Here is a 24,292-nt window from a genome sequence, read left to right as displayed (position 1 = left end):
CGAACGCCCCGCCCCCTTCTCATCCTTCGATTCGCCCGCCCCCGGACCCATCATGAACGACTCGATCGAACCCGTCGCCCCGCCGCCCGCCGCCGAAGCGGCCACCGTGGCCGCAGCCGTGCCGCCCGCCGCGCGCGGCGCCGCCTCCGATACGCCGCCGCCCCGCCGCGGCCGCACGCTGGCCGTGCCGCTCGCGGCCGTCGCGCTCGCCGCCGCGCTGCTCGCGCTCGGCATCGTGCCGCGGATCGATGCTCGCGCCGCGCAGCGTGCGCAGGTCGCCGCGCAGCAGGCGCTGCCGGTGTCGGTCATCGTGCCCGGCGCGGCGCCGGCCGACCAGACGCTGACGCTGCCCGGCTCGGTCGCGCCGTATGCGGACGCGTCGATCTATGCGCGCACGAGCGGTTATATCGCGCACTGGAGTGTCGATCTCGGTACGCACGTAAAGGCCGGGCAGACGCTCGCGCAGATCTCGGCGCCCGATCTCGATGCGCAGTTACGCCAGGCGCGCGCCGACGAAGCGAGTGCGCAGGCGAACTATGACTATGCGAAATCCACTGCGCAGCGTTGGCAGGACATGCTGAAAACACAATCGGTGTCGCAGCAGGACACCGACACGAAGGTCGCGGACATGAACGCGAAGCGCGCGATGCTCGCATCCGCCCAGGCGAACGTCGCGCATCTTGCCGAACTCGTGTCGTACGAGTCCGTCACCGCGCCGTTCGACGGCGTGATCACCGCGCGCAACGTCGACGTCGGCACGCTGGTCACGGCGGGCGGCACGCCGGGCAGCCCGGGCCTGTCCGGGGAACTGTTCCATCTCGAACAGACGGACACGCTGCGCGTGTTCGTCGACGTGCCGCAGGACAGCGCGACCGGCGTGTCGACCGGCACCTCCGTCTACCTGACGACGCCGCAGTATCCGGGGCGGCGTTTTGCCGCGCATGTCGCGCGCAGCGCGGGAGCGATCGATCCCGTCACGCGCACGCTGCGCGTCGAGATCGACGTCGACAATCGCGACGGCGCATTGATGCCCGGTGCGTATGCGCAGGCGCATCTCGTCTTGCCGAGTGCGGCGCCGGCGCTTGAGCTGCCGGTCAGCGCGCTGCTGTTCCGCCCGAACGGCGTGACGGTCGCCACCGTCGGTGCGAACGGGCAAACCGCGCTGAAGACCGTGCAGATCGGGCGGGATTTCGGCACGCGTGTCGAGATCGTCGCGGGGCTCGCGGCGACCGATCGCGTGATCGACAACCCGGGCGATGCGATCACGGCCGGGGAAGCCGTGAAGATCGTGGCGACTTCGCACGATGCGGCGCCGGTTGCGGCTTCGTCTGCTTCGTCTGCTTCGTCTGCTTCGTCTGCTTCGTCTGCTTCGTCCGCTTCGTCCGCTTCGTCCGCTTCGTCCGCTTCGTCCGCGCCGGCCGCGCCGGCCGCGCCGGCCGCGCAGGCCGCGCAGGCCGCGCAGGCCGCGCAGGCCGCGCAACCAGCGTCCGCGACCGGCGTGCGCAACGTGCCGCCGCTGCGCGCGGCCGGCGTCGCACCTGCCGCGTCGACACCCGCTCCGGCGCCCGCCCGCGGCTGACCCATCGACGACGACTCACGAGATACTTGCCATGCGCCTTCCTCATCCACTCCCGTTCGCTCGCCGCATCGTCGCGCTCGGCGCCGTCGCCGCACTGACCGCCTGCTCGACGCTGCCGCCCTATTCGCCGCCCGCCGTCGCGATGCCCGCGCACTACGCGGGCGCACCGGCAGTACCGGCCGCGCAAGCCGGCTGGCACGTCGCGATGCCGGCCGACGCCGCCGCGCGCGGCGCGTGGTGGACCGTGTTCGGCGACGCCGATCTGAACGCGCTCGAAGCGCGCGTCGACGTGTCGAGCCAGACGGTGAAGAAAGCCGTCGCCGACCTGCAACAGGCCCGCGCGATGGTCGACTATCAGCGCGCCGGGTTCCTGCCGACGATCACGGCCGGCGCCTCGCAGAGCCGGGCGCGCGTGTCGCAGAACCGGCTCGGTTCGTCGCTCGCCGGCAAAACGACGCCCGACTACCAGGCCGGCGTGGCCGCGAACTGGGAACCGGACGTGTTCGGCCGTGTGCGCGACGCGGTGACCGGCGCGCAGGCGAATGCTGCCGCGAGCGCGGCCGACCTGCAGGCCGTGAGGCTGTCGGTCACTGCCGAACTCGCGACCGACTATTTCGCGCTGCGCTCGCTCGACACGCAGAAGCAACTGCTCGACGACTCGGTACGCGCGTACGCCGACGCGCTGACGCTGCTCGAGCAGCAGCTCGCGGCCGGTGCGATCGACGCGTCGGCGGTCGCGCAAGCCGAGACCCAGCTCGAATCGACGCGCACGCAGGACACCGACATCGATGCGTCGCGTGCGCAGTTGCAGCACGCGATCGCGACGCTCGTCGGCGAGAGTGCATCGACGTTCGCACTGCCGCCGCGCGTGCAGGCGTTCCACGTGCCGGCCATTCCGGCCGGCGTGCCGTCGCAATTGCTGGAGCGGCGGCCCGACATCGCGGCGGCCGAGCGTCGCGTCGCGGCCGCGAACGCGCAGATCGGCGAGGCGCGCGCCGCGTTCTTCCCTGATCTCGTGCTGTCGGCGAGCGCCGGCCTCGAGAGTTCGTTCTTCGCGCCGTGGCTCGCGGCGCCGAGCCTGTTCTGGTCGCTCGGCCCGCAACTCGCCGGCACGCTGTTCGACGGCGGCCGCCGCAGCGCGTCGCTACGGGGCGCGCATGCGCAATACGACGGCGCGGTCGCCGATTACCGGCAAACCGTGCTCGTCGCGTTCCAGCAGGTGGAGGATCAGTTGTCCGCGATCGATGCGCTCGCGTCCGAAGCCGGCAGCCAGCAACGCGCGACCGACGCGGCCGACCTGTCGCTGCGACTGACGACGAATCGCTTCAACGCCGGCGCCGTCAGTTATCTGGACGTCGTAACCGCGCAGACGATCGCGCTGACGAACCGGCGCACGGCCGATCAGATCGACGCGCGCCGGGTCGAGGCGGAAGTCGGGTTGCTAAAGGCGTTGGGTGGCGGGTGGCAGGCGAGCGCGAGCGCAGTATCAGGCGCGGAATCGAACACCGACGCGGAAGAACACGCGGCGGCCGTGCGGCCCGAACCCGCCGTCACGCTGCGGTCGGCCGGTTGAACCTGCAAGGAGCGCGTGCCGCGCGCCATGCCCGCAAAAATCTTTTCGCGCCGCACTTACGATGCTGTCTTTCCGCCTCGGCGTAGGCCTCAAACGATGGTGTTGAAGCGCGGCCTGGGCGTGCGCCAAGGCTCAATGTGGCCAGCCTCCAACACCCTGTAAAAAAGCACTAGCGTCGCCCCCACCGGGCTTCGGATGATGGTTATATTGTTGTGCACGCACCCAATTTGTTGATCATCTGTTACGTGCACGCCATGCTCTTGTCACGAGTCGCTTGCCTCATTACGCCGCTCATGAGCCAAATCTGAAATTGCGAGCTCTTGAAAGCGCATTAGCACAATCTTCGCGCATACTTCCCCCATTTTTTACATGAGCGCAACGCGTGCAGACACCAAAAGAACGTCGCTCTCAGCCTTTGCTGACGGCACTACCACGAGTGTTCCCATTAGCCGTATCTGGGGTGACTGTTAGCAGCGCCTTCGAACGGCAACAGCTATGGACCACGCTGTTGCTCGCCCCCATTCAACTGGGCGCGACCGTCTGATGTGCGGCTTGGCTGGGCTGATTCGCTATGACGGCCAGGCGCCCGCACAGGTCGAGCGGGTGCTCGCCATGCGCGAGCGACAGCGGCATCGTGGGCCGGACGGCCGGGGCTTATGGCATGACCAACTCGCCGTGCTTGCTCACGACCGTTTGGCGCTACTCGACGCCGAGCATGGCGCGCAGCCGATGCGCAGTGCCGACCATCGTTACGTGCTGGTCTACAACGGAGAGGTCTACAACTATGCGGAGCTTCGCCGCGAACTAAGCGCGCGCTGGTCGTTCCACACGAACACCGACACCGAGGTGGTGCTCGCCGCGTATGCGGTTTGGGGCGAAGCGTGTCTTCGGCGCTTCAACGGCATGTTCGCGTTCCTGGTGTGGGACACCCGTCGTCAGCGAGCCTTTGCCGCGCGCGACCGGCTGGGCGTCAAGCCGTTCGTTTACCTGCAACAGGGGGCGGAATTCCTGTTTGCCTCGGAGGCCAAAGGACTGCTGCCTGCGATGCACGCGCCGCGTGCGAATAGCGACGCCGTGCTGGAATACCTGGTGGCGCCGTTCTTCAGCGGCGTGGCCCAACCCATGTTCGAAGGCATGGCGTACCTGCCGCCCGGGCATCTGATGCGCCTGGATCGCGATGGTTTGCAGCTATCGCGCTGGGCGCCGGAGATTGCCGAAAATCCGGTTGCCAGGGCAGACGATATCGCTCCCGGGCTGCGCGAGCGGCTGGCCGCGGCCGTCCAGCGCAGCTCGATCGCCGATACACCGGTCGGCCTGTTTCTCAGCGGTGGCCTCGACTCCACGCTGATAGGCGGCCTGGCGCGAGCAGCAGGTACGACACCGCCGTGCTTCACCATTCGCTTTGAAGATCACGATCGCTACGACTACGCGCGTTCGCTGATCGTGGCTTCCGATGATCAGCCTTTCGCCGAACAGGCCGCAAATGAATTGGGCCTGCCACGCGAAGACGTCGCACCGACGCGCTCCGCGCTGGCCCAGGATCTGCTGCAATTGGCCACCCAAAACGATGCACTGCCCGCATGGGAACAGGAGCTGGCGCAACATTACCTGGCGCGAGCCGCCAGCACGCGCCTCAAGGCGGTATTGGTGGGCGATGCCGCCGATGAAACGCACTACGGTTATCACTTTCTGCTCGACCCGCACGCCACCCGTGACCCGACCCATATCCTGCAACGCTTGACCGGCGATCCCTATCTACGGCCCGACCTGCTGGAGCGACCGTTGCAACACTACGGCGAGGTCTATCGCCAACTGGCGATCGCGGCCGGACACGATTGGCATACGCCCGCGTCATGTTTGCGCGCCACGCAATGGCTGGTGCGCCATCGTTGGTTGCAGCGGCTGTTGCATAACGGCGATATCCATGGCATGGCACATGGACTGGAAGCGCGCGTCCCCTTCAGCGATACCGAAGTTTTGGACCTGGCTGCCACCATTCCGGCCGAGCTGGCGCTACGTGACGGCGTGGAAAAGGCCATGTTGCGTGAAGCGTCGCGCGGTGCGTTGCCGGAAGCCGTGCGCCTGCGCAGGAAGTCGGCCTTACCCAAGGATCAAGGCAACGGCGAGTCATTGCGCCAGCACACCCGCGAAATACTGGCTACGGACGCCGACCGCATCGCCGGCTTGCTCGACGTGCCCCGGCTGCAGCGCCGCTGCGCCGATCCATTGCCGCTGAATGAGCAAGAGCGCGCCGTCATGTTTCGGGCGTGCTCGTTGGCTCACTGGTCGCGGGTTCACGGCGTGAGCATGCCATGAGGCGAGCGTTGTTTTGCGTGGCGCCCGAGACGGGGCATCTCGATCTTTGTGTCGAACCAGACCAGCGCTTGCGAACCGCTAGGCTTCAAGTGGCGTTCTACGCGCCCGCCATCCCAGCCTGGTCGGATTGTTGAAGACGCTGGGCGGCGGATGGCAGGCGAGCGCAAGCGCGGAGTCGAACACTGACGCGTCGGAACCCGTGGCTGCCGCACGGCCCCGACCGCGCCGTCACGCAGCCGGCGGCCGGTTGAACGTGAGCACGAACCGTGTGCCGTGCGCGTCGCTTTCGACCTGCGCGGTGCCGCCGTGCAGTTCCATCACCGAGCGCACGATCGCGAGGCCGAGCCCGGCCGTGCCGCCCGGTGCACCGCCGCTGCGCGCGGGATCGCCGCGCACGAAGCGGTCGAAGATCCGCGGCAGCAGCGCGGGATCGATCGGCTCCCCCGGATTCTCGACGACGATGCGTACCGCATCCGGCGTTTCGTCGACGGCGAGCGTGATGACACCACCAGCCGGCGTGTAACGCAGCGCATTCGCGAGCAAGTTGCCGACGGCGCGGCGAAACAGCTCGACATCGGCGGTCAGTTGCCCGTGCCCGTCGACGCGCAACGTCGAGCCCGCTTCGTCGGCGAGCCCTTCGAAATACTCCGCGATGCGCTCGAGTTCTTCGCGCACGTCGAACGCGCGCTGCCGCGTGACGAAGCTCGGATGCTCGGCTCGCGCGAGAAACAGCACGTTCTCGATCATCCGCGCGAGACGGTCGTATTCCTCGAGATTCGATTCGAGCAGCGTCTGGTACTCGTCGACCGAACGCGGCCGCGCGAGCGCGACTTCGGTGGCGCCGCGCATGTTGTTCAGCGGCGTGCGCAAGTCGTGCGCGAGATCGGCGCTGAATTGCGACAGATGCGCGAACGCCTGCTGCAGGCGGCCGAGCATCGCGTTCTGCGCATCGACGAGCGCGCGCAGCTCGGGCGGCGCGCGCGACGCATCGAGCCGCGTGTCGAGCTTGTCGACCGTGATCCGGCCGGTGTCGTCGACGATCTCGCGCAGCGGCGCGAGCGCCTTGCGAATCAGCCCGTAGCCGAGCAGCAGCGCGAACAGCGCGCCGAGGGCGCCGGCGAGTTTGAGCCGGTCGCGATAGCCTTCGAGCAGATCGGCGCGGTCGCGCATGTTGCGCGCGATCGCGATGCGGATCGGCGTGCGGTCGCCGAGCGCGGCCTCGATCAAGACGCCGCGCATCGGCGTGCCGCCGCCAGTGGTCCACGTGACGAGCCGGTCGGCCGTGATCCGGTCGTTCGCGGGAACCGGCGCCGCGTGCGGCGCGAACAGCTGCGCGTCCGCCAGCGGAACGGATGCGGCCGCAGGCGGGTCGTCGAGCGCGGCGAGCCGGACGTTGTGGCGCGCGAGCACGTCGCCCTGCGCATCCACGACGACCATCGACAGCGCCTCGTTGCCCAGCACCTGGCTCGTGAGCCGCTCCGCGTGCGCGCGAACCGCATCGAGCGACTCGAGCTCGCCCGCGAGCCGGCGCGTGTGACGCGCGGCCAGCACGATGTCGAGATCGTCCTGTGTGTTGACCTGCCGCTCGAGGCCCGCATACACGTACGCGCCGACGAGCGCGAACGCGGCGAGCGTGGTGGCGGCGAACGCCAGCGCGAGCGTCGCCGCAAGCGAGCGCGGGCGCGTCATGCGTCGTCCTTCGGTTCGAGTACGTAGCCGACGCCGCGCACGGTATGGATCAGCTTGACCGGGAACGCGTCGTCGATCTTCGCGCGCAGACGCCGGATCGCGACCTCGACGACGTTCGTGTCGCTGTCGAAATTCATGTCCCACACATACGACGCGATCTGCGTGCGGCTCAGCACCTCGCCCTGCCGGCGCGCAAGCAGCTGCAGCAGCGAGAATTCGCGCGGCGTCAGGTCGATTCGCGTCGCGCCACGCTTCACGCGGCGGCGCACCACGTCGATTTCCAGATCGCCGACCGTCAGATGTTCGGTCTCGCGCGGCGGCCCGCGACGGGCGAGCGTGCGGATGCGGGCGAGCAGTTCGACGAACGCGAACGGCTTCACGAGGTAGTCGTCGGCGCCGAGTTCGAGGCCGTGCACGCGGTCCTGCACGTCGTCGCGTGCGGTCAGGAACAGCACCGGCGTCGTGTGTGTTTCGCGCAGCCGCTTGAGCACGGCCCAGCCGTCGAGCACGGGCAGCATCACGTCGAGCACGATCACGTCGTAACGCTCTTCCTGCGCGAGCGTCAGCCCTTCGCCGCCGTCCTTCGCGAGATCAACGCTGAATCCCGATTCCTCGAGCCCCTTCTTCAGGTACGCGCCCGTCTTCGGTTCGTCTTCGACTATCAGGATGCGCATGGCCGGCTCCGTCGCATTCGTGGGGACATCCGGCGATGTTACCGGGAAACGGCGACGCGGCATCGCTGCGTGCAAGCGCGAACGGCATGGATGACAAAACCGTAATCAGCCGGTCAGCCTGGCGTGCGGTTGCGGAGCCGGGCGGCGGATTCCCGTCCCGTCCGACCTGTGCGGGCAGTCCTGACGAGCCGCCGGCTGCGCAATCGCCATGCGGCCTTTCATGCGTCGGAAATTGCCATCGGCCAACACGACGAAGGAGTGAGGGCGGCCACAGCACTCCCGCGGAGCAACCCGAAGCCCGCTCGAGTGCATGACTGGCATCTTTGGCCGAGATTCGCCAGCACAACCTGGCCATGAGGCCGCACACCCTGTCTTCGCGCGAGGGTCGCCGGTCGAAAGTGACCCCTCTAACATAATAGGATTGCATTTTCACATTCAATGTGATTTTATTATCACATGTCGCGACCCGCCGCCCCTCACGCATACGGCCGCCCCTATACCAAGGAAGAGACACAGATGGAGACAATCGCCGTCATCGGCAGCAACATGGTCGACCTCGTGACCTATGTCGCGCGCATGCCCGCCCGGGGCGAGACGCTGGAGGCCCCGAACTTCGAGCTCGGCTGCGGCGGCAAGGGCGCGAATCAGGCCGTCGCGGCCGCGCGCCTCGGCGCGCGCGTCGTGATGGTCACGAAGGTCGGCGACGACGTGTTCGCCGACAACACGATCCGCAACTTCGAACGCGAAGGCATCGACACCACGCACGTGCGCAAGGTCGCCGGCGTGCCGAGCGGCGTCGCGCCGATCTTCGTCGAGCCCGATTCGAGCAACAGCATCCTGATCGTCAAGGGCGCGAACCGCCACCTGCAGCCGGCCGACATCGACGCGGCCGCGCCGATGCTCGCCGAATGCGCGCTGATCGTGCTGCAGCTCGAGATCGAGCTCGACACCGTCTATCACGCGATCGACTTCGGCGCGCGGCACGGCATTCCGGTGCTGCTGAATCCCGCGCCGGCGGTCGCCGACCTCGATTTCGAACGCATCCGTTCCGTCGAATTCTTCGTGCCGAACGAAACCGAGCTCGCGATCGTGTCGGGTATGCCGGTCGATTCGCGCGAGAGCGCGACCCGCGCCGCCGAAGCGCTGGTCGCACGCGGGCTCAAGCACGTGCTCGTCACGCTCGGCAGCAACGGTTCGCTGCTGGTGTCGCGCGACGGCGTGCATCACGTGCCGGGCGTCCCGGTCGACGCGCGCGACACGACGGGCGCCGGCGACGCGTACATCGGCTGCTTCGCGCGCTGCTATGCCGCGTCGCGCGACGCGGTCGATGCGATGCGCTACGCGTCCGCGTACGCCGCGCATTCGGTCACGGGCCTCGGCACGCAGAAATCGTACGCCGACGCCGCGACGTTCGAACGCTTCCTCCGCGACGCCGGCTTCTGACCGGCGCCTTCATCGACGAGACATTGGGAAGGAGACACCCATGAGCCGAACCCGGATCGAACACGCCCCCGACGGCTATTACCTGAATCGCACGCCCCTCTTCGCGTTCACGCTGCTGTGCTGCCTGTTCGCGCTGTGGGGCACCGCGGCGAACCTGAACGACGTGCTGATCGCGCAGTTCAAGAAATCGTTCTTCCTGTCCGATTTCGAATCGGCATTCGTGCAGTCCGCGTTCTATCTCGGCTACTTCTTCCTCGCGATTCCGGCCGCGACCGTCGTGAAGAAGTTCAGCTACAAGACGACGATCCTCGTCGGCCTGCTGCTCTACACGACCGGCTGCCTGCTGTTCTTCCCGGCCGCGTCGATGGCGAAGTACGGGATGTTCCTCGTCGCGCTGTTCGTGATCGCCGCGGGCCTGTCGTTCCTCGAAACGGCGTCGAACTCGTATTCGACGCTGATGGGCCCGCGCGACACCAGCACGCGGCGGCTGAACATCTCGCAGACGTTCTATCCGTTCGGCGCGATGGCCGGCGTCTACATGGGCAGTTTCCTGATCTTCAAGGAAGGCGACGCGTCGCATGCACAGCTCGCGGCGATGTCGGCCGCCGACGCGCACACGCACCAGCTCGCGATGATCCAGGCCACGCTCGAGCCGTACAAGTGGCTGATCGTCGTGCTCGTCGCCGTGTTCATCGTGTTCGCGCTTACGCCCTATCCGGCGTGCAAGGGCAATGCGGCGAGTACGGTCACGCACCGGATCGACGCGCGCGGCACGCTCGCGCGCCTGTTCGGCAACCGGCGCTTCGTCGCGGGCGTGGTCGCGCAATTCCTGTATGTGGGCGCCCAGGTCGGCGTGTGGAGTTTCACGATCAGGCTCGCGATGCAGATCGGCGGCCTCACCGAACGCGGCGCGTCGCGCTACCTGCTCGCGACCTTCTTCGCGTTCTTCGTCGGCAAGCTGATCGCGACGCTCGTGATGAAGCGCGTCGGCCCGGCCAAGGTGCTGATCGTCTACGGCATCCTGTGCATCGCACTGCTCGCGTACACGATCAGCGTGCACAACATCACCGCCGTGTATGCGGCCGTGTGCGTGAGCATCTTCCTCGGCCCGTGCTGGCCGACGATCTACGGGCTGACGATCGACGGCCTCGGCAAGGACACCGAATACGGCGGCTCGATTCTCGTGATGAGCATCGTCGGCGGCGCGGTCGTGCCGCTGATCCAGGGGCTGATCTCCGATCACACCGGCGGCAACATGCAGCTCGCGTTCGTCGTGCCGCTGCTGTGCTTCGTCGTGATCGTGTACTACGGCTTCTACTGCCTGCGTCACCTGCCGGCGGCGACGCCCGACGCGGCGGCCGACGGCCATGCGTCCACGCGCTACGCCGCGACGCGCAACACGTCGGGAGCCTGACCATGCGCGGCGAGATCGAACTGCGGCGCGACGACTTCCGTGAAGCGCCGCGCACGCTGTACCGCACCGACGGCCTCACCGTCACCGCGTTCGCCTATCCGTCCGGCGTCGAGGCGCTGAAGCTCGAGAACCGCCGCGGCCATCTCGTCGTGCTGCCGTATCTCGGCCAGATGATCTGGGCCGCCGAATTCGACGGCCGCGACCTGACGATGAAGCACATGTTCCGGCAGCCGAAGCGCGCGACGTCGATCATCGATACGTACGGCTGCTTCATGTTCCACAGCGGGCTGCTGCGCAACGGCTGCCCGGGGCCGGACGACACGCACGCGCTGCACGGCGAGATGCCGTGCGCGCCGATGGACCGCGCGAGCCTCGTCGTCGGCACGGATGCGCGCGGCGCGACGGTCGAAGTGACCGGCGAATACGAATACGTGCAGGGCTTCGGCAGCCACTACGTCGCGCGTCCGTCGGTGCGACTGGCCGAGCACGATGCGCGGATGACGATCGCGATGGAGGTGACGAACCTCGGCGGCACGCCGATGGACCTGATGTACATGGCCCACCTGAACTACGCGTACGTGCCGGGCGGCCGCTTCGTGCAGTCGCTGCCGCCCGGCGGCATGCGGCTGCGCGACAGCGTGCCCGCGCACGTGAAGCCGACCGCCGCGTGGCGCGACTACACGGCCACGCTCGCGCGCGAACCGGCGCGGCTCGCGACGCTCGATGCGCCCGCGCTGTACGACCCGGAGATCGTGTTCTTCATGAATGACGTGGAAACGGATGCCGACGGCATCGCGCATTTCCGGCTCGCGCATCCGGACGGCGGCGCGTTCCACACCGCGTACCGCCCCGCGCAATTCCCGCATGCGACGCGCTGGGTCCTGCACAACGCGGATCAGCAGGTCGCCGCGTTCGCGCTGCCGTCGACCTGCGAGCCGGAGGGTTACGAAGCCGAACGCCGCAAGGGCCACGTCGCGGCACTGGCGCCGCGCGCATCGCGCCGCTTCGACGTGGTCACCGGCTACCTGAGCGCGGCGGAAGCCCGCGATGCGTGATGTGATGAAAAGCGCGACGCAGCGCGCGCCGCACGCCCGCGCCGCATCAGGTCACGAGCGCGATCCCGTGCTCGCGGATCGCCGTTTCGTAGCGGCGGCTCAGTTGCCCGTCGGAGATCACGTAGTTGAAATCGGTCAGTTCGGCGAAATAGGCCGCGCGCACTTCGTCGAATTTCGTGTGGTCGACCAGCAGAAAGCGGTTCTGCGCGCGCGCCATCACCTTCCTCTTCGCATCGACTTCGTGGAAATTGAAGCACGTGACGCCGCAGCGTTCGCTCACGCCGGCCGCCGAGATGAACGCCTTCGACACGCGCACGGAATCGAGGATGCCCGTTTCGGCGACCGATTCGAACACCATGTTCTGGCGGTGATACACGCCGCCGCACAGGATCACGTTGCAATGCGGCTTTTGCTGCAGCTTCGCGAACACGTTCAGCGAATTGCAGACCGCCGTGAATTCGAGGTCGTCCGGAATGAAATCGACGATGAACGGCGTGGTCGACCCGCAGTCGACGAAGATCGTGTCGCCGGTCGTCACGAACTGCGCGGCCAGCTTGCCGATGCGGCGCTTTTCCTCGGTCTGCCGGTTGTTCTCGGCGCTGATCAGGTATTCGCCGATGTCGCTGCGCTGCGCGGCGAAATGGCGCGTCACGTAGCCGCCGATCAGGCTGAGGCCGTGCGGATTGTCCGCGAGATCGCGGCGGATCGTCATTTCGGATACGCCGAACAACTCGGCGACTTCCCTCAGATGAATCGCGTTCTGCCCTTGCAGCACGTTCATCAATGTCTTGATCCGTTCGCCCTTCTTTGTTTCCATGCCTGTATCCTGCGTGCCCGCCGCGTGAGTCGCTCGTCGTGCCGGGCGCGCGGGCCCGGCCGGAATGTCGTATTTGTAACAAACCGATGTGAAAACATCAACTTTCCGTGTGCCCTTTCCGCACACGATCCGTGGAGTCCTGACACATGCCGCTTTCCAACGCCCAACTCGCCCAAACCATCGATCACACGCTGCTTGCGCCCGACGCGAGCGACGCGCAGATCCGCGAACTCTGCCGCCAGGCGGCCGAGCATCGCTTTTACTCGGTCTGCGTGAATTCGGCGAACGTGCCGCTCGCCGCGCGCGAGCTGGCCGAAACCGGCGTGCTCGTCTGCGCCGTGGTCGGCTTTCCGCTCGGCGCGGGGCTGTCCGCCGCGAAGGCATTCGAAGCCACCGCCGCGATCGCGGCGGGCGCGGGCGAGATCGACATGGTGATCAACCTCGGCGCGCTGAAAAGCGGCCGCGCCGACGACGTGAAGGCCGACATCGACGCCGTGCATCGCGCTTGCGGCTCGGTGCCGCTCAAGGTGATCCTCGAAACGGGGTTGCTGACCGACGACGAGAAGGTGCGCGTGTGCGAGATGTGCCGCGATCTCGGCGTCGCGTTCGTGAAGACGTCGACCGGCTTCGGCCATGGCGGCGCGACGCTCGCCGATGTTGCGCTGATGCGCCGTACGGTCGGGCCGACGCTCGGCGTGAAGGCGTCGGGCGGCGTGCGCGACCGCGCGGCCGCGCTCGCGATGCTCGAAGCCGGCGCGACGCGGCTCGGCACGAGCTCGGGGGTGGCGATCGTGACCGATCAGGGCGGCGGCGCGGCGGGGTACTGACGCGCGAACGGCCGGCCTCCGCACGCATGCCTCGCGCGTCAAGACCGGCCGTCGACATGGCTCGCACGCGCCGCACCGTGCGGCGTCGCCCGGCGGATGCGAAAAAATCGTCCGGGTTGCCGCGGTCCGCAGCCAACGTAAGGTATCGAACAGAAGCGCCGCGCGCGAAAATACGAAAATCGAAAAACCAGCGGCCATCCGCAGCGCTTCGCGATCCGTGAACTCATCGTCAAGGCTCCAATGCAAGCCAATCTTCGATCCCGGTTCCATCACGACGGCTTTGCGGTTATCGACCGGCTGATCGACCCATCGGAGATCGAAGATTTGCGCGAAATCGGCCATCGTCTGCTCGGCAGCCGCACGGGCTACGCCGAGGGCCTGATGTTCGATTTCTATCCCGAGACGAACGGGCGCGATGCCGGACCTCAACTGCTCCAGCTCCACTGGGCCTCCTATTTCGAGCGTCGGCTATCGGCACTCCGTATCCGTCGCACCGCGTTCGAGATCGCCCAGGCACTGCTCGGCCCGGAGGTTCGTTTTGCCGGCGACAGCTTTTTCCTGAAGCAGCCGCGTACGGGCACCGTGACGCCCTGGCACCAGGACGACGCGTTTACCGACGCGCGTATCGAGCATCGCGAAGTCAACTTCTGGATTCCGCTGCAAGCCGTCTCGGTCGACAACGGATGCATGCAGTTCATCCCCGGATCTCATCTGTACGACGTCCTTCCGCATGGTCCGCTCGGGGGTGACGTGACCGCACATGGGCTCGAGTGTGTGGGCGGATTCGATCCGGCGCGCGCCGTGGCGTGTCCGTTGATGCCGGGAGACTGCACCGTGCATGCGGGGCGCACGCTGCATGCCGCGGGGGCCAACCTCTCGGATCAGCCGCGGTACGCGTATGCGCTCAATTTCCGGTTGCCACGACGGCGCTCGAGCGTGGCGACGAACTTCCCCTGGCACAACACCTGGCGGCCCTCGCGCATCGAGCGCGCCCGGGCGTCCCGGAGCCTGCGGGGGTACTGGCCGTACCTTCGACGCGAACTGTACACGTTCGATTTCCGCAATCCGTTCGAGTGGCGACTCGCAGGCGGCAGGATCGCGCGTTGGCTGAACGTGCCGCGGCGGCAGCTGCGCGAACCCGGGCCGGAATGAATCGTGGCGGGATTCCGCCGCACGAGCGGCACCATGCGGCGGCGCCCGGCAAATGCACGCGGTTCGGCCAAAGACCTCGCCTCTTCCGCGCACGCGGCAACCCCGGCACAATGCCGGCCATGCGCTACGACAACGCCTTCGTCTACCCGTCCACCGGCCTCGCCGGCCGGCTCGCCAACCGGATCGTCGCGAGCGGCCCGCTGCTGCGCGCACGCCGCGCGGTGCTGTCGCGGCTGCCGTTCCTGCAGCTCGCGAGCGACGTCGAACAGGTCGTGTATTGCACGTGGATCGTCGATGTCGCGGCCGTCGCGCACCTCGTGCCGCGTGGCGTCACGCTTGCGAGCCGCGGCGGCCGCACGCCGTTCACGACGCTCACCTACCGGCACCGGCACTTCGGCCCGCGTCTCGCCGGCCCGCTGCGGCGCCTGTTTCCGTCGCCGCTGCAGAGCAACTGGCGCCTCTACGTCGACACGCTGCCGCACGGCGCGCCGGCCGGGCGCACCGTGCTGTTCGTGAAGAACGTGTTCGACCATCCGCTTTATGCACTCGGCAGCCGGCTGTTCAGCGACGCGCTGCCGTCGCATCTCGCGCGGCCCTTCACGCACGCGGTGCGCGATGGCCGCTACGACACGCGGCTGGCGGGCAGTGGCGGCAGCGCGCCCGACTTCCGCTGCACGGCCGAGGCGTCGCACGACCGGACGCTGCCCGACGCCTTCGCGCCGTTCTTCGACGACTGGCGCGCGGCCGTCGCCGCGCTGTCGCTGCAGCACGCGGCCATCGCCCATGTGGAAGACTGCGATCGCCTTGCCCATGCGTCGATCGACCTGCCGATCGACGTCGACGCGGTACGGCCGCTGAAGACGGTCGAGCCCATCGGCGGCGGCGACTTCCTCGCCCGCATCGGCGCGACCGGCGAGCCGCTGTGCTTCGTCGTGCCGGACGTCACATTCCGCGTGCTGTCCGAGCGGCTGCTGTAGCGCGCGGCTCAGGCAGCCGGGCGCACGGGCGCGCCCTCGCCGCTTTCGTCCGCGAGCCGTCCCGCGTAATCGCGCGCGAATTGCACCGCGATACGGCCCGAGCGCGCGCCGCGTTCGAGCGCCCACTGCAGCGCGGGCTCGCGCGCCGCACGAATCTGCGCGTCATCGAAACCGGCCGCGCCGAGGCGGCTCTCGACGACGGCAAGGTACTCGTCCTGCGTGAAGCCGTAGAACGTGACCCAGATCCCGAAGCGCTCGGACAGCGAAATCCGCTCCTCGACCGCGTCGCCCGGATGCAGCTCGCCGTTCTCCGCGCGCGTCACGTTCGCGTTGTCGCTCGCCTGCTCGGGCATCAGGTGGCGCCGATTCGACGTCGCGTACACCAGCACGTTCGACAGGTCGCTCGCGACCGAGCCGTCGAGCACCGTCTTGAGCCCCTTGTAGCCGGTCTCGCCGGCCTCGAACGACAGGTCGTCGCAAAACACGAGGTAGCGCTCGGGCCGCGCGCGCACCAGCTCGACGATCGCCGGCAGATCGTTCAGCCCTTCCTTGCTGACCTCGATCAGCCGCAAACCGTGCGCCGCGAACGCATGCAGGCACGCCTTCACGATCGACGACTTGCCGGTGCCGCGCGCGCCGGTCAGCAACACGTGATTGGCCGCGAACCCGTGCACGAACTGGCGCGTGTTCCGCTCGACGATCGCCGCCTGGCGCCCGACGTTGCGCAGCGCGTCGAACGCGACGAGCGCGGGCGCGGCGATCGGTTCGAGCGGCGCCGTTTGATGGCCCGCGCCGAAACCGCGCCAGCGAAACGCGATGGCCGCATCGAAATCGACGGCCGCCGGCGGGCGGGTGCCCGCGAGCGCCTCGAGCGCGGTCGCGATCCGTTCGAGCTGACGCGCGAGCGCCGGCGCGGCGACGGACGCCCGTCCGTCCGGCAGCGCGGCCACCAGGTCCTGCATGTCGGGATGGGCGCTCATTGACGGACTCCTTGCGCCCCGCCGGCCTGAAACGGAAACCGCTGCGCGATCGCGACGCCGAGCAGCGCGACGCTGCCGCCGATCAGGTGATACAACCGCAGCGATTCGCCGAGCAGCACGATCGCGCCGGCGGCCGTCATCACGGGCAGCAGGTTCATGAACATCGCGCAACGGCTCGGGCCGAGCAGCCGCACGCCCTGCATCCACAGATACGGGAGCACCACCGACGCCAGCACGCCGGCGTAGAGGATCAGCGGCACGCTCGCGCGCGTCGGCCACGCGGCCTGCGCGGGCAAGCGCAACAGCATCGGCACCATGAATACGAGCGCGGCCAGCGCCTGCACGTAGGTCGACTGCCAGGCCGGCAGCGCGCCGATGCGCCAGCGCTTGAGCAGCACGCCGTAAAGCGCGTACGCGGCCGATGCGGCCAGCATCAGCAGGTCGCCCGGATGCACGCCGCGCGCGGCGATCGCCGTCGGATGCCCTTCGGCGATCAGGTAGACGACGCCCGCGAGCGACAGCACCCCGCCGCCGATCATGCCGGCGCCGGGCGGATCGCCGAGCAACAGCGAGCTCAGCAGCATCGTCATCAGCGGTACGAGCGCGGTGATGATCGCCATGTTGGTCGCGCTGGTCGTCTTCGCGGCCTCGTAGGACAGGCTCTGGAACAGCGCCATCGCGAGAAAGCCGAGTGTCGCGAGCTTCGGCAGGTGCGCGACGAGCCCCGCGCGATTGCGCCACGCGGGCGCAGCGTGAAGACGCTCATCAGCGCCACCGCAAGCAGCAACCGGTAGAACGTGATGGCCGACGGGTCGATCGTCGAGGCGGACAGCTTCGACACGACGACGTTGCCGGCCCACAGCGCGATCGCGCAGAAGGGGAGCAGAAAAGGAGACTTGTTCATCGCGTTTGACGGATTAATATCGTGACAAGGAGGCTGGCGTGAATCGGAACGCCATCGTGCCCGCCCGCCCACTGCCTGTCTCACGCCAAAATGTCACGACTTGTCGCCAATCGGACACGCGAGTCCACCCCGCCGTTTGCGCACCTGCGCTACGAATCGACGCCGATGCCCGTGTCGGCGATGGCGGCCACGTACGTGCACGGCACGTCGATCGCGCCGCACCGCCATCGCCGCGCGCAATTGCTCTACGCGATCGAGGGCGTGATGCACGTGGAATCGGAAGGCGCGTCGTGGGTCGTGCCGCCGACGCGCGGCGTGTGGCTCGAAGCCGGCCTCGATCATACGGTGCAGATGAGCGGCGACGTGCAGATGCGTACCGTGTTCGTCGAACCGGGCGCGGTCGAGCACCTGCCCGCGCGCAGTTGCGTCGTCGAAGTGCATCCGCTGCTGCGCGAGCTGATTCTCGCCGCGGTCGACGTGCCGCTCGATTACGCGCCGGGCTCGCGCCACGATCACCTGATGCGCCTGCTGCTTGCCGAAGTGACCGTCGCGCCGCTGTTGCCGCTGTACCTGCCGTGGCCGCACGACGCGCGCCTGCGGACGATCTGCGACACGCTGGTCGCCACGCCCGACGACCTGCGCACGATCGCCGAGTGGGCCGACCTGCTCGGCCTGTCGGTCCGCACGCTGCATCGCGCGTTCCGCCGCGAGACGGGGCTCAGCTTCCGCCGCTGGCGCGAGCAGGCGCGGCTGCTGCTCGCGCTCAAGCGTCTGGCGCACGGCGAGAAAGTGCTGACCGTCGCGATGGATCACGGCTACAGTAGCCAGAGCGCGTTCTCCGCGATGTTCAAGCGGCACTTCGGGATGTCGCCGTCGGCGTTTTACGCGTAACGGCCGCGCTGCCGATACCGCTAGCGCGCCGCGATTGCCGCGATGAAGCATGCGCATGCGGCGGCCGACGCCACCGTGCGCACGTGATTCCACCTCGTCCAGTCGTGCAGGTAGCGCGTCCACAGCGCCGCGCCTTGCGCCGTGGCCGAATCGGCCGCGGCGAGCGCATCGTTGAGCGGCACGTTGACGGCCATCGTCACCGCGAACATGCCGAACACGTAGAACACGCCGCCGACGAGCGCCGCCATCGCGCCCGGCGAGTCGCGATCGAACAGCGCGATCACGACGAGCGCGAGCGCCATCAGCGTCGTGCCGAGGAACAGCGGCATGAACGGCGAACGCACGATGTCGACGTTGATCGCATTCATCGCGGCCGCGCCGGCCTGCGGCGCGAGCCGTCCGAGCGACGTCATCACGAACGTCGAGAACGCGAAGTACACGCCGGCCATCAACCCGCAGCCAATGGCCGAACCCCACAGCAACGCTGAAGTCACGAACGCGATCATGGTCAGGCGCTCCATACGCCGGTCGCGGCGACCGCGCGCGCATAGTCGGCGAAATCGCGCGCCGGGCGCCCGAGCGTGGCCTCGACCCCGTGCGTCACCGCGCTGTTGCGCCCGTCGAGCACCCCGTCGAACAGGTCGTCGAGCAGCGCGACGACCGGCTCCGGCACACCGACCTCGCTCAGCCCCGCGACGAATGCATCGTGCGGAATCTCACGGTAGGCGATCGGCCGCCCGGCGGCCCGCGCGATTTCGCCGACCGCTTCCGCGAACGTCAGCGCGCGCGGGCCGGTGACCTCGATCACGCGGTCCGCGAACCGCGCATCGGTGAGCGCGGCCACGGCCACGTCCGCGATGTCGTCCGCATCGACGAACGGCTCGCGCACCGCGCCGGCGGGCAGCGCGACTTCGCCGGCCAGCACGCCGTCGAGCAGATAGCCCTCGGAGAAGTTCTGATTGAACCAGCTTGCGCGCACGACACCCCAGCCCACGCCCGACGCCTGCAATGCAGCCTCGGCCGCCTGCGCACGCGGCTCGCCGCGCCCGGACAGCAGCACCACGCGCTCGACGCCGCTCCCCCGCGCGAGCCGCGCGAATCCGGCGATCGCCTCCACCGCGCCTTCGACGGCCAGATCGGGCTGGTAGGTCACATAGGCGGCCGACACGCCGTCGAGCGCGGCGGGCCAGGTCTCGGGCGCCGTCCAGTCGAAGCGAACGGCCGACGTGCGCGACACCGGCCGCGTCGCGAGGCCGCGCGCGCGCAGCCGGGCATCGACGCGGGCGCCCGTCTTGCCCGAACCGCCGACGATGAGGATGGGAAGGGCCGACATGTGCGTCTCCTTTTTTGAAAAACACGAGAATGTCTCGCGTTTTAAAAACACGATAGACTCTCGCATTAGCAACGTCAAGTTTTTCGGGAGACGGCATGGGCCGACAAAAATCGGGGCAGAACGACGAGCCCGACGCGGCGGCAGTGGACGCGCCGGCGCGCGCGCGGCTGGTACCGACGCAGCAGCGCAGCCGCGAGCGGTTCGAGCGCATCCTCGCGTGCGCGTCGGACGTGATGATCGAGAAAGGCTGCGATGCGTTCCGGATGAGCGACATCGTCGAACGCACGGGCATCTCGTTCGGTTCGCTGTACCAGTACTTTCCGGACAAGGCGGCCGTGATCGGCACGCTCGCGGAGCGCTACAACGCAGTCGGGCACGACTGCGTGCGGCGCGACCTCGCGGGGATGAAAACCATCGACGATCTGCACGCCACGCTCGCGCGCATCACCGACAGCTACTACCGGATGTTCGTCGACGAGCCGCTGATGCGCGACATCTGGCGCGCGACCCAGGCCGATCGCGCGCTGCAGGCGCTGGACCGCGCGGATGGAGAATTCCTGGCCGGCCTGTTCGCGGATGCGTTGGCGGAAGTCGCGCCCGACACGACCCGCGCGCAGCGCAGCGCATTCGCCGAGCTGATGATGATCCAGATCGCGGCGGCCGTGCGCCACGCGATCACGCTGCCGCCGAAGGCGGCGCGGCAGTTGCTCACGATGTTCAAGCGCATGCTGCCGCGCGATCTGGCGGTGCTCGACGCGTGATCGCGCCATGCGTGCCGCACAATGCAAGCGGCCGCCCGAAGGCGGCCGCGCGAAGTGGGATGAAGCGCCGCTTACTTGCTGTAGTCGTACACCCCGCGCCCGGTCTTGCGCCCGAGCCGCCCGGCCGACACCATCTCGCGCAGCAGCGGGCACGCACGATACTTCGGATCGCCGAAGTCCTTCACGAACACGTCCATCACCGCGAGGCACACGTCGAGGCCCACGAGATCGGCCAGCGCGAGCGGTCCGATCGGGTGGTTCGCGCCGAGCTTCATCCCCGCGTCGATCTCCTCGGCCGACGCGATGCCTTCGGCCAGCACGAAGAACGCTTCGTTGATCATCGGCACCAGGATCCGGTTCACGACGAAGCCCGGCGAATTGCGCACGCCGATCGGCGACTTGTCGAAACGCTCGGTCAGCGCGCGCACGGCCGACGCGGTCGCGTCGCTCGTCTGCAGCCCGCGGATGATCTCGACGAGCGGCATCAGCGGCACCGGGTTGAAGAAGTGCATGCCGAGAAAACGCGACGGATCGGCGAGCGGCGCCGCGAGCGCGGTGATCGAGATCGACGACGTGTTGGTCGCGATGATCGCGTCCGGACGCGCGACCGCCTCGATCTGCTTCAGGATGCGGCCCTTCAGCTCGACGTTCTCGGTCGCGGCTTCGATCACGATGTCGACGGCGGCGAGCTTCGCGTAGTCGGTCGACGTCGTGATGCGCGCGAGCGCCGCATCGCGGGCGTCGGCGTCGAGCTTGTCCTTCGACACGAGCCGCTCGAGGCTGCCCTTGAGCGTCGCGAGGCCCTTGTCGAGCGCGGCGTCGCTGACGTCGATCATCACGACGTTCAGTCCTGCAACGGCGGCGGTTTGCGCAATGCCGTTACCCATGGTTCCGGCGCCCACGACGCCGACGGTTTCGATGGCCATGACGATTCCTGTGTATTCGGAGGCTGAGCGGTCGATTATCAGATGTTCTCGAAGATCGCCGCAATCCCCTGGCCGCCGCCGATGCACATCGTCACGAGCGCGTAACGCCCGCCGATGCGCTTCAGCTCGTACAGCGCCTTCACCGTGATCAGCGCGCCGGTCGCGCCGATCGGGTGACCGAGCGAGATGCCCGAGCCGTTCGGGTTGACCTTGGCCGGATCGAGGCCGAGCTCCTGCGTGACCGCGCACGCCTGGGCCGCGAATGCCTCGTTGGCTTCGATCACGTCGAGATCGCTGATCTTCAGGCCCGCGCGTTCGAGCGCCTTCTGCGTGGCCGGCACCGGGCCGATACCCATGTACGCCGGATCGACGCCCGCGTGCGCATACGCGACGAGGCGGGCGAGCGGCTTCACGCCTTGCGCGCGCGCGGCGTCCGCGCTCATCATCAGCACGGCGGCCGCGGCATCGTTGATGCCCGACGCGTTGCCGGCCGTCACGGTGCCGTTCTCCTTCGCGAACACCGGCTTGAGCTTCGTGAAATCGTCCGCACTCGCGTCGTGGCGCACGTGCTCGTCGGTATCGAACGCGACCTCGCCCTTCTTCGTGCGGATCGAGATCGGCAGGATCTGGTCCTTGAAGCGCCCTTCCGCGATCGCACGCGCCGCGCGACGATGCGATTCGAGCGCCAGCGCATCCTGCGCGTCACGCGAGATGTCGTATTTCTTCGCGACGTTCTCGGCCGTCACGCCCATGTGGATCGTCTGGAACGGGTCGTGCAGCGCGCCGAGCATCATGTCGACGAGCTTGCCGTCGCCCATGCGCTGGCCAAAGCGCGCGGCCGGCACGGTGTACGGCGCGCGGCTCATGCTCTCCGAGCCGCCGCCGATCGCGACGTCGGCATCGCCGAGCATGATCGTCTGCGCGGCCGATACGATCGCCTGCAGGCCCGAGCCGCACAGGCGGTTCACGGTCAGCGCCGGCGTGTGCTGCGCGACGCCGCCGTTGATCGCCGCGACGCGTGCGAGATACATGTCCTTCGGCTCGGTGTTCACGACGTGGCCGAACACGACGTGCCCGACCGCGTCGCCCGGCACGTTCGCGCGCGACAGCACTTCGGCGACCACCTTCGCGCCGAGGTCGGTCGGCGAGAAATCCTTCAGGCTGCCGCCGAAATCACCGATTGCGGTACGGACACCGCTCACCACCACGACTTCCTTCGCTGCATTGCTCATCGTCTCACTCCGGTTCGTTCGCGCCCGCGGGCGCGGGGATGCGTTGCGTTACATGTTCGGGTAATTCGGCCCGCCGCCGCCTTCGGGCGTGACCCACACGATGTTCTGCGTCGGGTCCTTGATGTCGCAGGTCTTGCAGTGCACGCAGTTCTGCGCGTTGATCACGAGCCGATCGCCGCCGTCGTCGTTCTTCACGAACTCGTACACCGCCGCCGGGCAGAAGCGCGCCTCCGGCCCCGCGTACGTGCGCAGGTTCACGTTCACCGGCACGCTCGCGTCCTTCAGCGTCAGGTGCGCCGGCTGGTTCTCCTCGTGGTTCGTGTTCGAGATGAACACCGACGACAGCCGGTCGAACGTCAGCTTGCCGTCCGGCTTCGGATACGCGATCGGCTCGCACTGCGACGCCGGCTTCAGCATCTCGTGGTCCGCGTGCTGGTGATGCAGCGTCCACGGCACGTTGCCGCCCATCACCTTCTGCTCGAGCCCCACCATCAGCGTGCCCAGGTACAGGCCCTTGGCCATCCACTGCTTGAAGTTGCGCGCGCGGTACAGCTCCGTGTACAGCCACGATTGCTTGAACGCATCCGGGTACGCATTGAGCTCGTCCGACTGGCGGCCGGCCTGCACCGCGTCGAATGCGGCATCGGCCGCCAGCATGCCGGTCTTGATCGCCGCGTGGCTGCCCTTGATCCGCGACGCGTTCAGGAAGCCCGCGTCGTCGCCGATCAGCGCGCCGCCCGGGAACACCGTCTTCGGCAGCGACAGCAGGCCGCCCGCCGTGATCGCGCGTGCGCCGTACGACACGCGCTTGCCGCCTTCGAGGAACGCGCGGATCGACGGATGCGTCTTGTAGCGCTGGAATTCCTCGAACGGCGACAGGTACGGGTTCGTGTAACCCAGGCCCACCACGAAGCCGACCACCACCTGGTTGTTGTCCATGTGATACAGGAACGAGCCGCCGTACGTGTCGGACTTCAGCGGCCAGCCGGCCGTGTGGATCACGAGGCCCGGCTTGTGCTTGGCCGGGTCGATTTCCCACAGTTCCTTGATGCCGATCCCGTACGCCTGCGGATCGGCGTTCGCGTCGAGCTTGAACTTCGAGATCAGCTGGCGGCCGAGGTGGCCGCGGCAGCCTTCGGCGAACAGCGTGTACTTCGCATGCAGCTCCATGCCGAGCTGGAAGTTCTCGGTCGGCTCGCCGTCCTTGCCCACGCCCATGTTGCCGGTGGCGACGCCTTTGACCGAGCCGTCGTCGTTGTAAAGAATCTCCGCGGCGGGGAAGCCGGGGAAGATCTCCACACCGAGCGCCTCGGCCTGTGCCCCAAGCCAGCGCGTGACGTTGCCCAGCGAGATCACGTAATTGCCGTGGTTTTTGAAGTTGTCCGGCAGCGCCCAGTTCGGCGTGGTCACCGCGCTCTTCTCGGACAGGAACAGGAAGCGGTCTTCCGTCACCTCGACGTCGAGCGGCGCGCCGCGTTCCTTCCAGTCGGGAAACAGCTCGGTGATCGCGCGCGGGTCCATCACCGCGCCCGACAGGATGTGCGCGCCGATCTCGGAACCCTTCTCGAGCACGCACACGCCGATCTCGGTGCCTTTCTCGGCGGCCAGCTGCTTGAGCCGGATCGCGGCAGACAGCCCGGCCGGGCCGCCGCCGACGATCACGACGTCGTATTCCATCGATTCGCGCGGGCCGTATTGCGCGAGCAAGTCCTGTGTGGTCAAAATCCTGTCTCCTGCTGCGTCCCGACC

General features: G+C 68.0%; 20 protein-coding genes and 1 pseudogene. 11 read left to right on the top strand and 10 right to left on the bottom strand.

Annotated elements, in window-relative coordinates; all coding sequences use genetic code 11:
- Nucleotides 1-52 precede the first annotated feature (52 nt).
- From SY91_RS32595 to asnB, 3 genes are all read left to right on the top strand, one after another.
- A complete protein-coding gene (locus SY91_RS32595; protein WP_185921458.1) occupies nt 53-1,579 on the top strand; it encodes an efflux RND transporter periplasmic adaptor subunit in 1,527 nt (508 codons plus the stop codon).
- Between the two features lie 31 nt (nt 1,580-1,610).
- On the top strand, nt 1,611-3,152 hold the full coding sequence (locus SY91_RS32590; RefSeq protein ID WP_185921457.1) for an efflux transporter outer membrane subunit: 1,542 nt from the start codon (nt 1,611-1,613) through the stop codon (nt 3,150-3,152).
- Between the two features lie 495 nt (nt 3,153-3,647).
- Nucleotides 3,648-5,468 carry an asparagine synthase (glutamine-hydrolyzing) gene (gene asnB, locus SY91_RS32585; RefSeq protein ID WP_185921456.1) on the top strand — a complete coding sequence of 607 codons (1,821 nt, stop codon included), beginning with the start codon at nt 3,648-3,650 and terminating at the stop codon, nt 5,466-5,468.
- A 228-nt stretch (nt 5,469-5,696) separates the two neighbouring features.
- Here asnB and SY91_RS32580 read toward each other — a convergent pair whose 3' ends face one another.
- Both SY91_RS32580 and SY91_RS32575 read right to left on the bottom strand, forming a co-directional pair.
- Nucleotides 5,697-7,157, bottom strand: a complete 1,461-nt coding sequence (locus SY91_RS32580; RefSeq protein WP_185921455.1) for a heavy metal sensor histidine kinase — start codon at nt 7,155-7,157, stop codon at nt 5,697-5,699.
- Nucleotides 7,154-7,831: a heavy metal response regulator transcription factor gene (locus tag SY91_RS32575; RefSeq protein ID WP_185921454.1), complete on the bottom strand. Its 678-nt coding sequence runs from the start codon at nt 7,829-7,831 to the stop codon at nt 7,154-7,156. Before SY91_RS32575 ends, SY91_RS32580 begins: the two co-directional genes overlap by 4 nt.
- Nucleotides 7,832-8,347: 516 nt before the next feature.
- Here SY91_RS32575 and rbsK point away from each other — a divergent pair.
- From rbsK to SY91_RS32560, 3 genes are read left to right on the top strand one after another with little or no spacing between them, the layout of a single operon-like run.
- The gene (gene rbsK / locus SY91_RS32570; protein ID WP_185921453.1) at nt 8,348-9,274 is read left to right on the top strand and encodes a ribokinase; all 927 of its coding nucleotides are present in this window, start codon (nt 8,348-8,350) and stop codon (nt 9,272-9,274) included.
- Between the two features lie 40 nt (nt 9,275-9,314).
- Entirely contained in the window at nt 9,315-10,688 is a 1,374-nt protein-coding gene (gene fucP, locus SY91_RS32565) for an L-fucose:H+ symporter permease (RefSeq protein ID WP_006481430.1), read from the top strand.
- 2 nt (nt 10,689-10,690) lie between these two features.
- Nucleotides 10,691-11,743 carry an aldose 1-epimerase family protein gene (locus SY91_RS32560; protein ID WP_124478276.1) on the top strand — a complete coding sequence of 351 codons (1,053 nt, stop codon included), beginning with the start codon at nt 10,691-10,693 and terminating at the stop codon, nt 11,741-11,743.
- A gap of 46 nt (nt 11,744-11,789) precedes the next feature.
- Here SY91_RS32560 and deoR read toward each other — a convergent pair whose 3' ends face one another.
- A complete protein-coding gene (gene deoR, locus SY91_RS32555) occupies nt 11,790-12,560 on the bottom strand; it encodes a DNA-binding transcriptional repressor DeoR (protein ID WP_185921452.1) in 771 nt (256 codons plus the stop codon).
- Between the two features lie 146 nt (nt 12,561-12,706).
- Between deoR and deoC the strand changes: the two genes are divergently transcribed.
- The 3 genes from deoC (at nt 12,707) to SY91_RS32540 (ending at nt 15,516) form a co-directional block, all read left to right on the top strand.
- Entirely contained in the window at nt 12,707-13,387 is a 681-nt protein-coding gene (gene deoC, locus SY91_RS32550; RefSeq protein WP_006481432.1) for a deoxyribose-phosphate aldolase, read from the top strand.
- A gap of 240 nt (nt 13,388-13,627) precedes the next feature.
- A complete protein-coding gene (locus SY91_RS32545; protein WP_034175545.1) occupies nt 13,628-14,539 on the top strand; it encodes a phytanoyl-CoA dioxygenase family protein in 912 nt (303 codons plus the stop codon).
- 110 nt (nt 14,540-14,649) lie between these two features.
- Complete coding sequence (locus SY91_RS32540) at nt 14,650-15,516, top strand: DUF2071 domain-containing protein (protein ID WP_185921451.1); 867 nt, start codon at nt 14,650-14,652, stop codon at nt 15,514-15,516.
- Between the two features lie 8 nt (nt 15,517-15,524).
- Here the strand turns inward: SY91_RS32540 and SY91_RS32535 are convergent, their stop codons facing one another.
- The gene (locus SY91_RS32535) at nt 15,525-16,496 is read right to left on the bottom strand and encodes an ATP-binding protein (protein ID WP_011545740.1); all 972 of its coding nucleotides are present in this window, start codon (nt 16,494-16,496) and stop codon (nt 15,525-15,527) included.
- Nucleotides 16,493-17,400: pseudogene (locus SY91_RS32530) on the bottom strand (DMT family transporter). Before SY91_RS32530 ends, SY91_RS32535 begins: the two are co-directional and overlap by 4 nt.
- Nucleotides 17,401-17,490: 90 nt before the next feature.
- On the opposite strand from SY91_RS32530, the gene SY91_RS32525 reads away from it, so the two are divergent.
- Nucleotides 17,491-18,291, top strand: coding sequence for an AraC family transcriptional regulator (locus tag SY91_RS32525; RefSeq protein WP_027811579.1), 801 nt, complete (start codon nt 17,491-17,493; stop codon nt 18,289-18,291).
- Nucleotides 18,292-18,311: 20 nt separating this feature from the next.
- Here SY91_RS32525 and SY91_RS32520 read toward each other — a convergent pair whose 3' ends face one another.
- Nucleotides 18,312-18,797: a DUF1772 domain-containing protein gene (locus tag SY91_RS32520; RefSeq protein ID WP_185921450.1), complete on the bottom strand. Its 486-nt coding sequence runs from the start codon at nt 18,795-18,797 to the stop codon at nt 18,312-18,314.
- A 2-nt stretch (nt 18,798-18,799) separates the two neighbouring features.
- Nucleotides 18,800-19,624, bottom strand: coding sequence for an NmrA family transcriptional regulator (locus SY91_RS32515; RefSeq protein ID WP_077180558.1), 825 nt, complete (start codon nt 19,622-19,624; stop codon nt 18,800-18,802).
- Between the two features lie 95 nt (nt 19,625-19,719).
- Between SY91_RS32515 and SY91_RS32510 the strand changes: the two genes are divergently transcribed.
- A complete protein-coding gene (locus SY91_RS32510; RefSeq protein WP_124592384.1) occupies nt 19,720-20,385 on the top strand; it encodes a TetR/AcrR family transcriptional regulator in 666 nt (221 codons plus the stop codon).
- A 71-nt stretch (nt 20,386-20,456) separates the two neighbouring features.
- Here SY91_RS32510 and SY91_RS32505 read toward each other — a convergent pair whose 3' ends face one another.
- Genes SY91_RS32505 through SY91_RS32495 form a run of 3 tightly spaced genes read right to left on the bottom strand, consistent with a single transcriptional unit; the run spans nt 20,457 to nt 24,220 of the window.
- Nucleotides 20,457-21,311, bottom strand: coding sequence for a 3-hydroxybutyryl-CoA dehydrogenase (locus tag SY91_RS32505; protein ID WP_105797942.1), 855 nt, complete (start codon nt 21,309-21,311; stop codon nt 20,457-20,459).
- 38 nt (nt 21,312-21,349) lie between these two features.
- Complete coding sequence (gene bktB / locus SY91_RS32500; RefSeq protein ID WP_006481441.1) at nt 21,350-22,543, bottom strand: beta-ketothiolase BktB; 1,194 nt, start codon at nt 22,541-22,543, stop codon at nt 21,350-21,352.
- Between the two features lie 48 nt (nt 22,544-22,591).
- Nucleotides 22,592-24,220, bottom strand: a complete 1,629-nt coding sequence (locus SY91_RS32495) for an electron transfer flavoprotein-ubiquinone oxidoreductase (protein WP_409557539.1) — start codon at nt 24,218-24,220, stop codon at nt 22,592-22,594.
- Nucleotides 24,221-24,292: the final 72 nt, after the last annotated feature.

It is taken from the genome of Burkholderia cenocepacia (genome assembly GCF_014211915.1).
GTDB lineage: Bacteria > Pseudomonadota > Gammaproteobacteria > Burkholderiales > Burkholderiaceae > Burkholderia > Burkholderia orbicola.
Note: the sequence above shows the minus strand (reverse complement) of the source record. Positions and strands in the feature narration are given on the sequence as shown.

Coding starts and splice junctions, on each gene's coding strand:
- SY91_RS32515 (WP_077180558.1), bottom strand. CDS start 19,624: ATGTCGGCCCTTCCCATCCTCATCGTCGGCGGTTCGGGCAAGACGGGC.
- SY91_RS32520 (WP_185921450.1), bottom strand. CDS start 18,797: ATGATCGCGTTCGTGACTTCAGCGTTGCTGTGGGGTTCGGCCATTGGC.
- SY91_RS32595 (WP_185921458.1), top strand. CDS start 53: ATGAACGACTCGATCGAACCCGTCGCCCCGCCGCCCGCCGCCGAAGCG.
- deoC (WP_006481432.1), top strand. CDS start 12,707: ATGCCGCTTTCCAACGCCCAACTCGCCCAAACCATCGATCACACGCTG.
- SY91_RS32535 (WP_011545740.1), bottom strand. CDS start 16,496: ATGAGCGCCCATCCCGACATGCAGGACCTGGTGGCCGCGCTGCCGGAC.
- SY91_RS32545 (WP_034175545.1), top strand. CDS start 13,628: ATGCAAGCCAATCTTCGATCCCGGTTCCATCACGACGGCTTTGCGGTT.
- SY91_RS32505 (WP_105797942.1), bottom strand. CDS start 21,311: ATGGCCATCGAAACCGTCGGCGTCGTGGGCGCCGGAACCATGGGTAAC.
- bktB (WP_006481441.1), bottom strand. CDS start 22,543: ATGAGCAATGCAGCGAAGGAAGTCGTGGTGGTGAGCGGTGTCCGTACC.
- SY91_RS32495 (WP_409557539.1), bottom strand. CDS start 24,220: ATGGAATACGACGTCGTGATCGTCGGCGGCGGCCCGGCCGGGCTGTCT.
- SY91_RS32560 (WP_124478276.1), top strand. CDS start 10,691: ATGCGCGGCGAGATCGAACTGCGGCGCGACGACTTCCGTGAAGCGCCG.
- SY91_RS32575 (WP_185921454.1), bottom strand. CDS start 7,831: ATGCGCATCCTGATAGTCGAAGACGAACCGAAGACGGGCGCGTACCTG.
- rbsK (WP_185921453.1), top strand. CDS start 8,348: ATGGAGACAATCGCCGTCATCGGCAGCAACATGGTCGACCTCGTGACC.
- fucP (WP_006481430.1), top strand. CDS start 9,315: ATGAGCCGAACCCGGATCGAACACGCCCCCGACGGCTATTACCTGAAT.
- SY91_RS32590 (WP_185921457.1), top strand. CDS start 1,611: ATGCGCCTTCCTCATCCACTCCCGTTCGCTCGCCGCATCGTCGCGCTC.
- deoR (WP_185921452.1), bottom strand. CDS start 12,560: ATGGAAACAAAGAAGGGCGAACGGATCAAGACATTGATGAACGTGCTG.
- SY91_RS32580 (WP_185921455.1), bottom strand. CDS start 7,157: ATGACGCGCCCGCGCTCGCTTGCGGCGACGCTCGCGCTGGCGTTCGCC.
- SY91_RS32540 (WP_185921451.1), top strand. CDS start 14,650: ATGCCGGCCATGCGCTACGACAACGCCTTCGTCTACCCGTCCACCGGC.
- SY91_RS32525 (WP_027811579.1), top strand. CDS start 17,491: ATGTCACGACTTGTCGCCAATCGGACACGCGAGTCCACCCCGCCGTTT.
- SY91_RS32510 (WP_124592384.1), top strand. CDS start 19,720: ATGGGCCGACAAAAATCGGGGCAGAACGACGAGCCCGACGCGGCGGCA.
- asnB (WP_185921456.1), top strand. CDS start 3,648: ATGGACCACGCTGTTGCTCGCCCCCATTCAACTGGGCGCGACCGTCTG.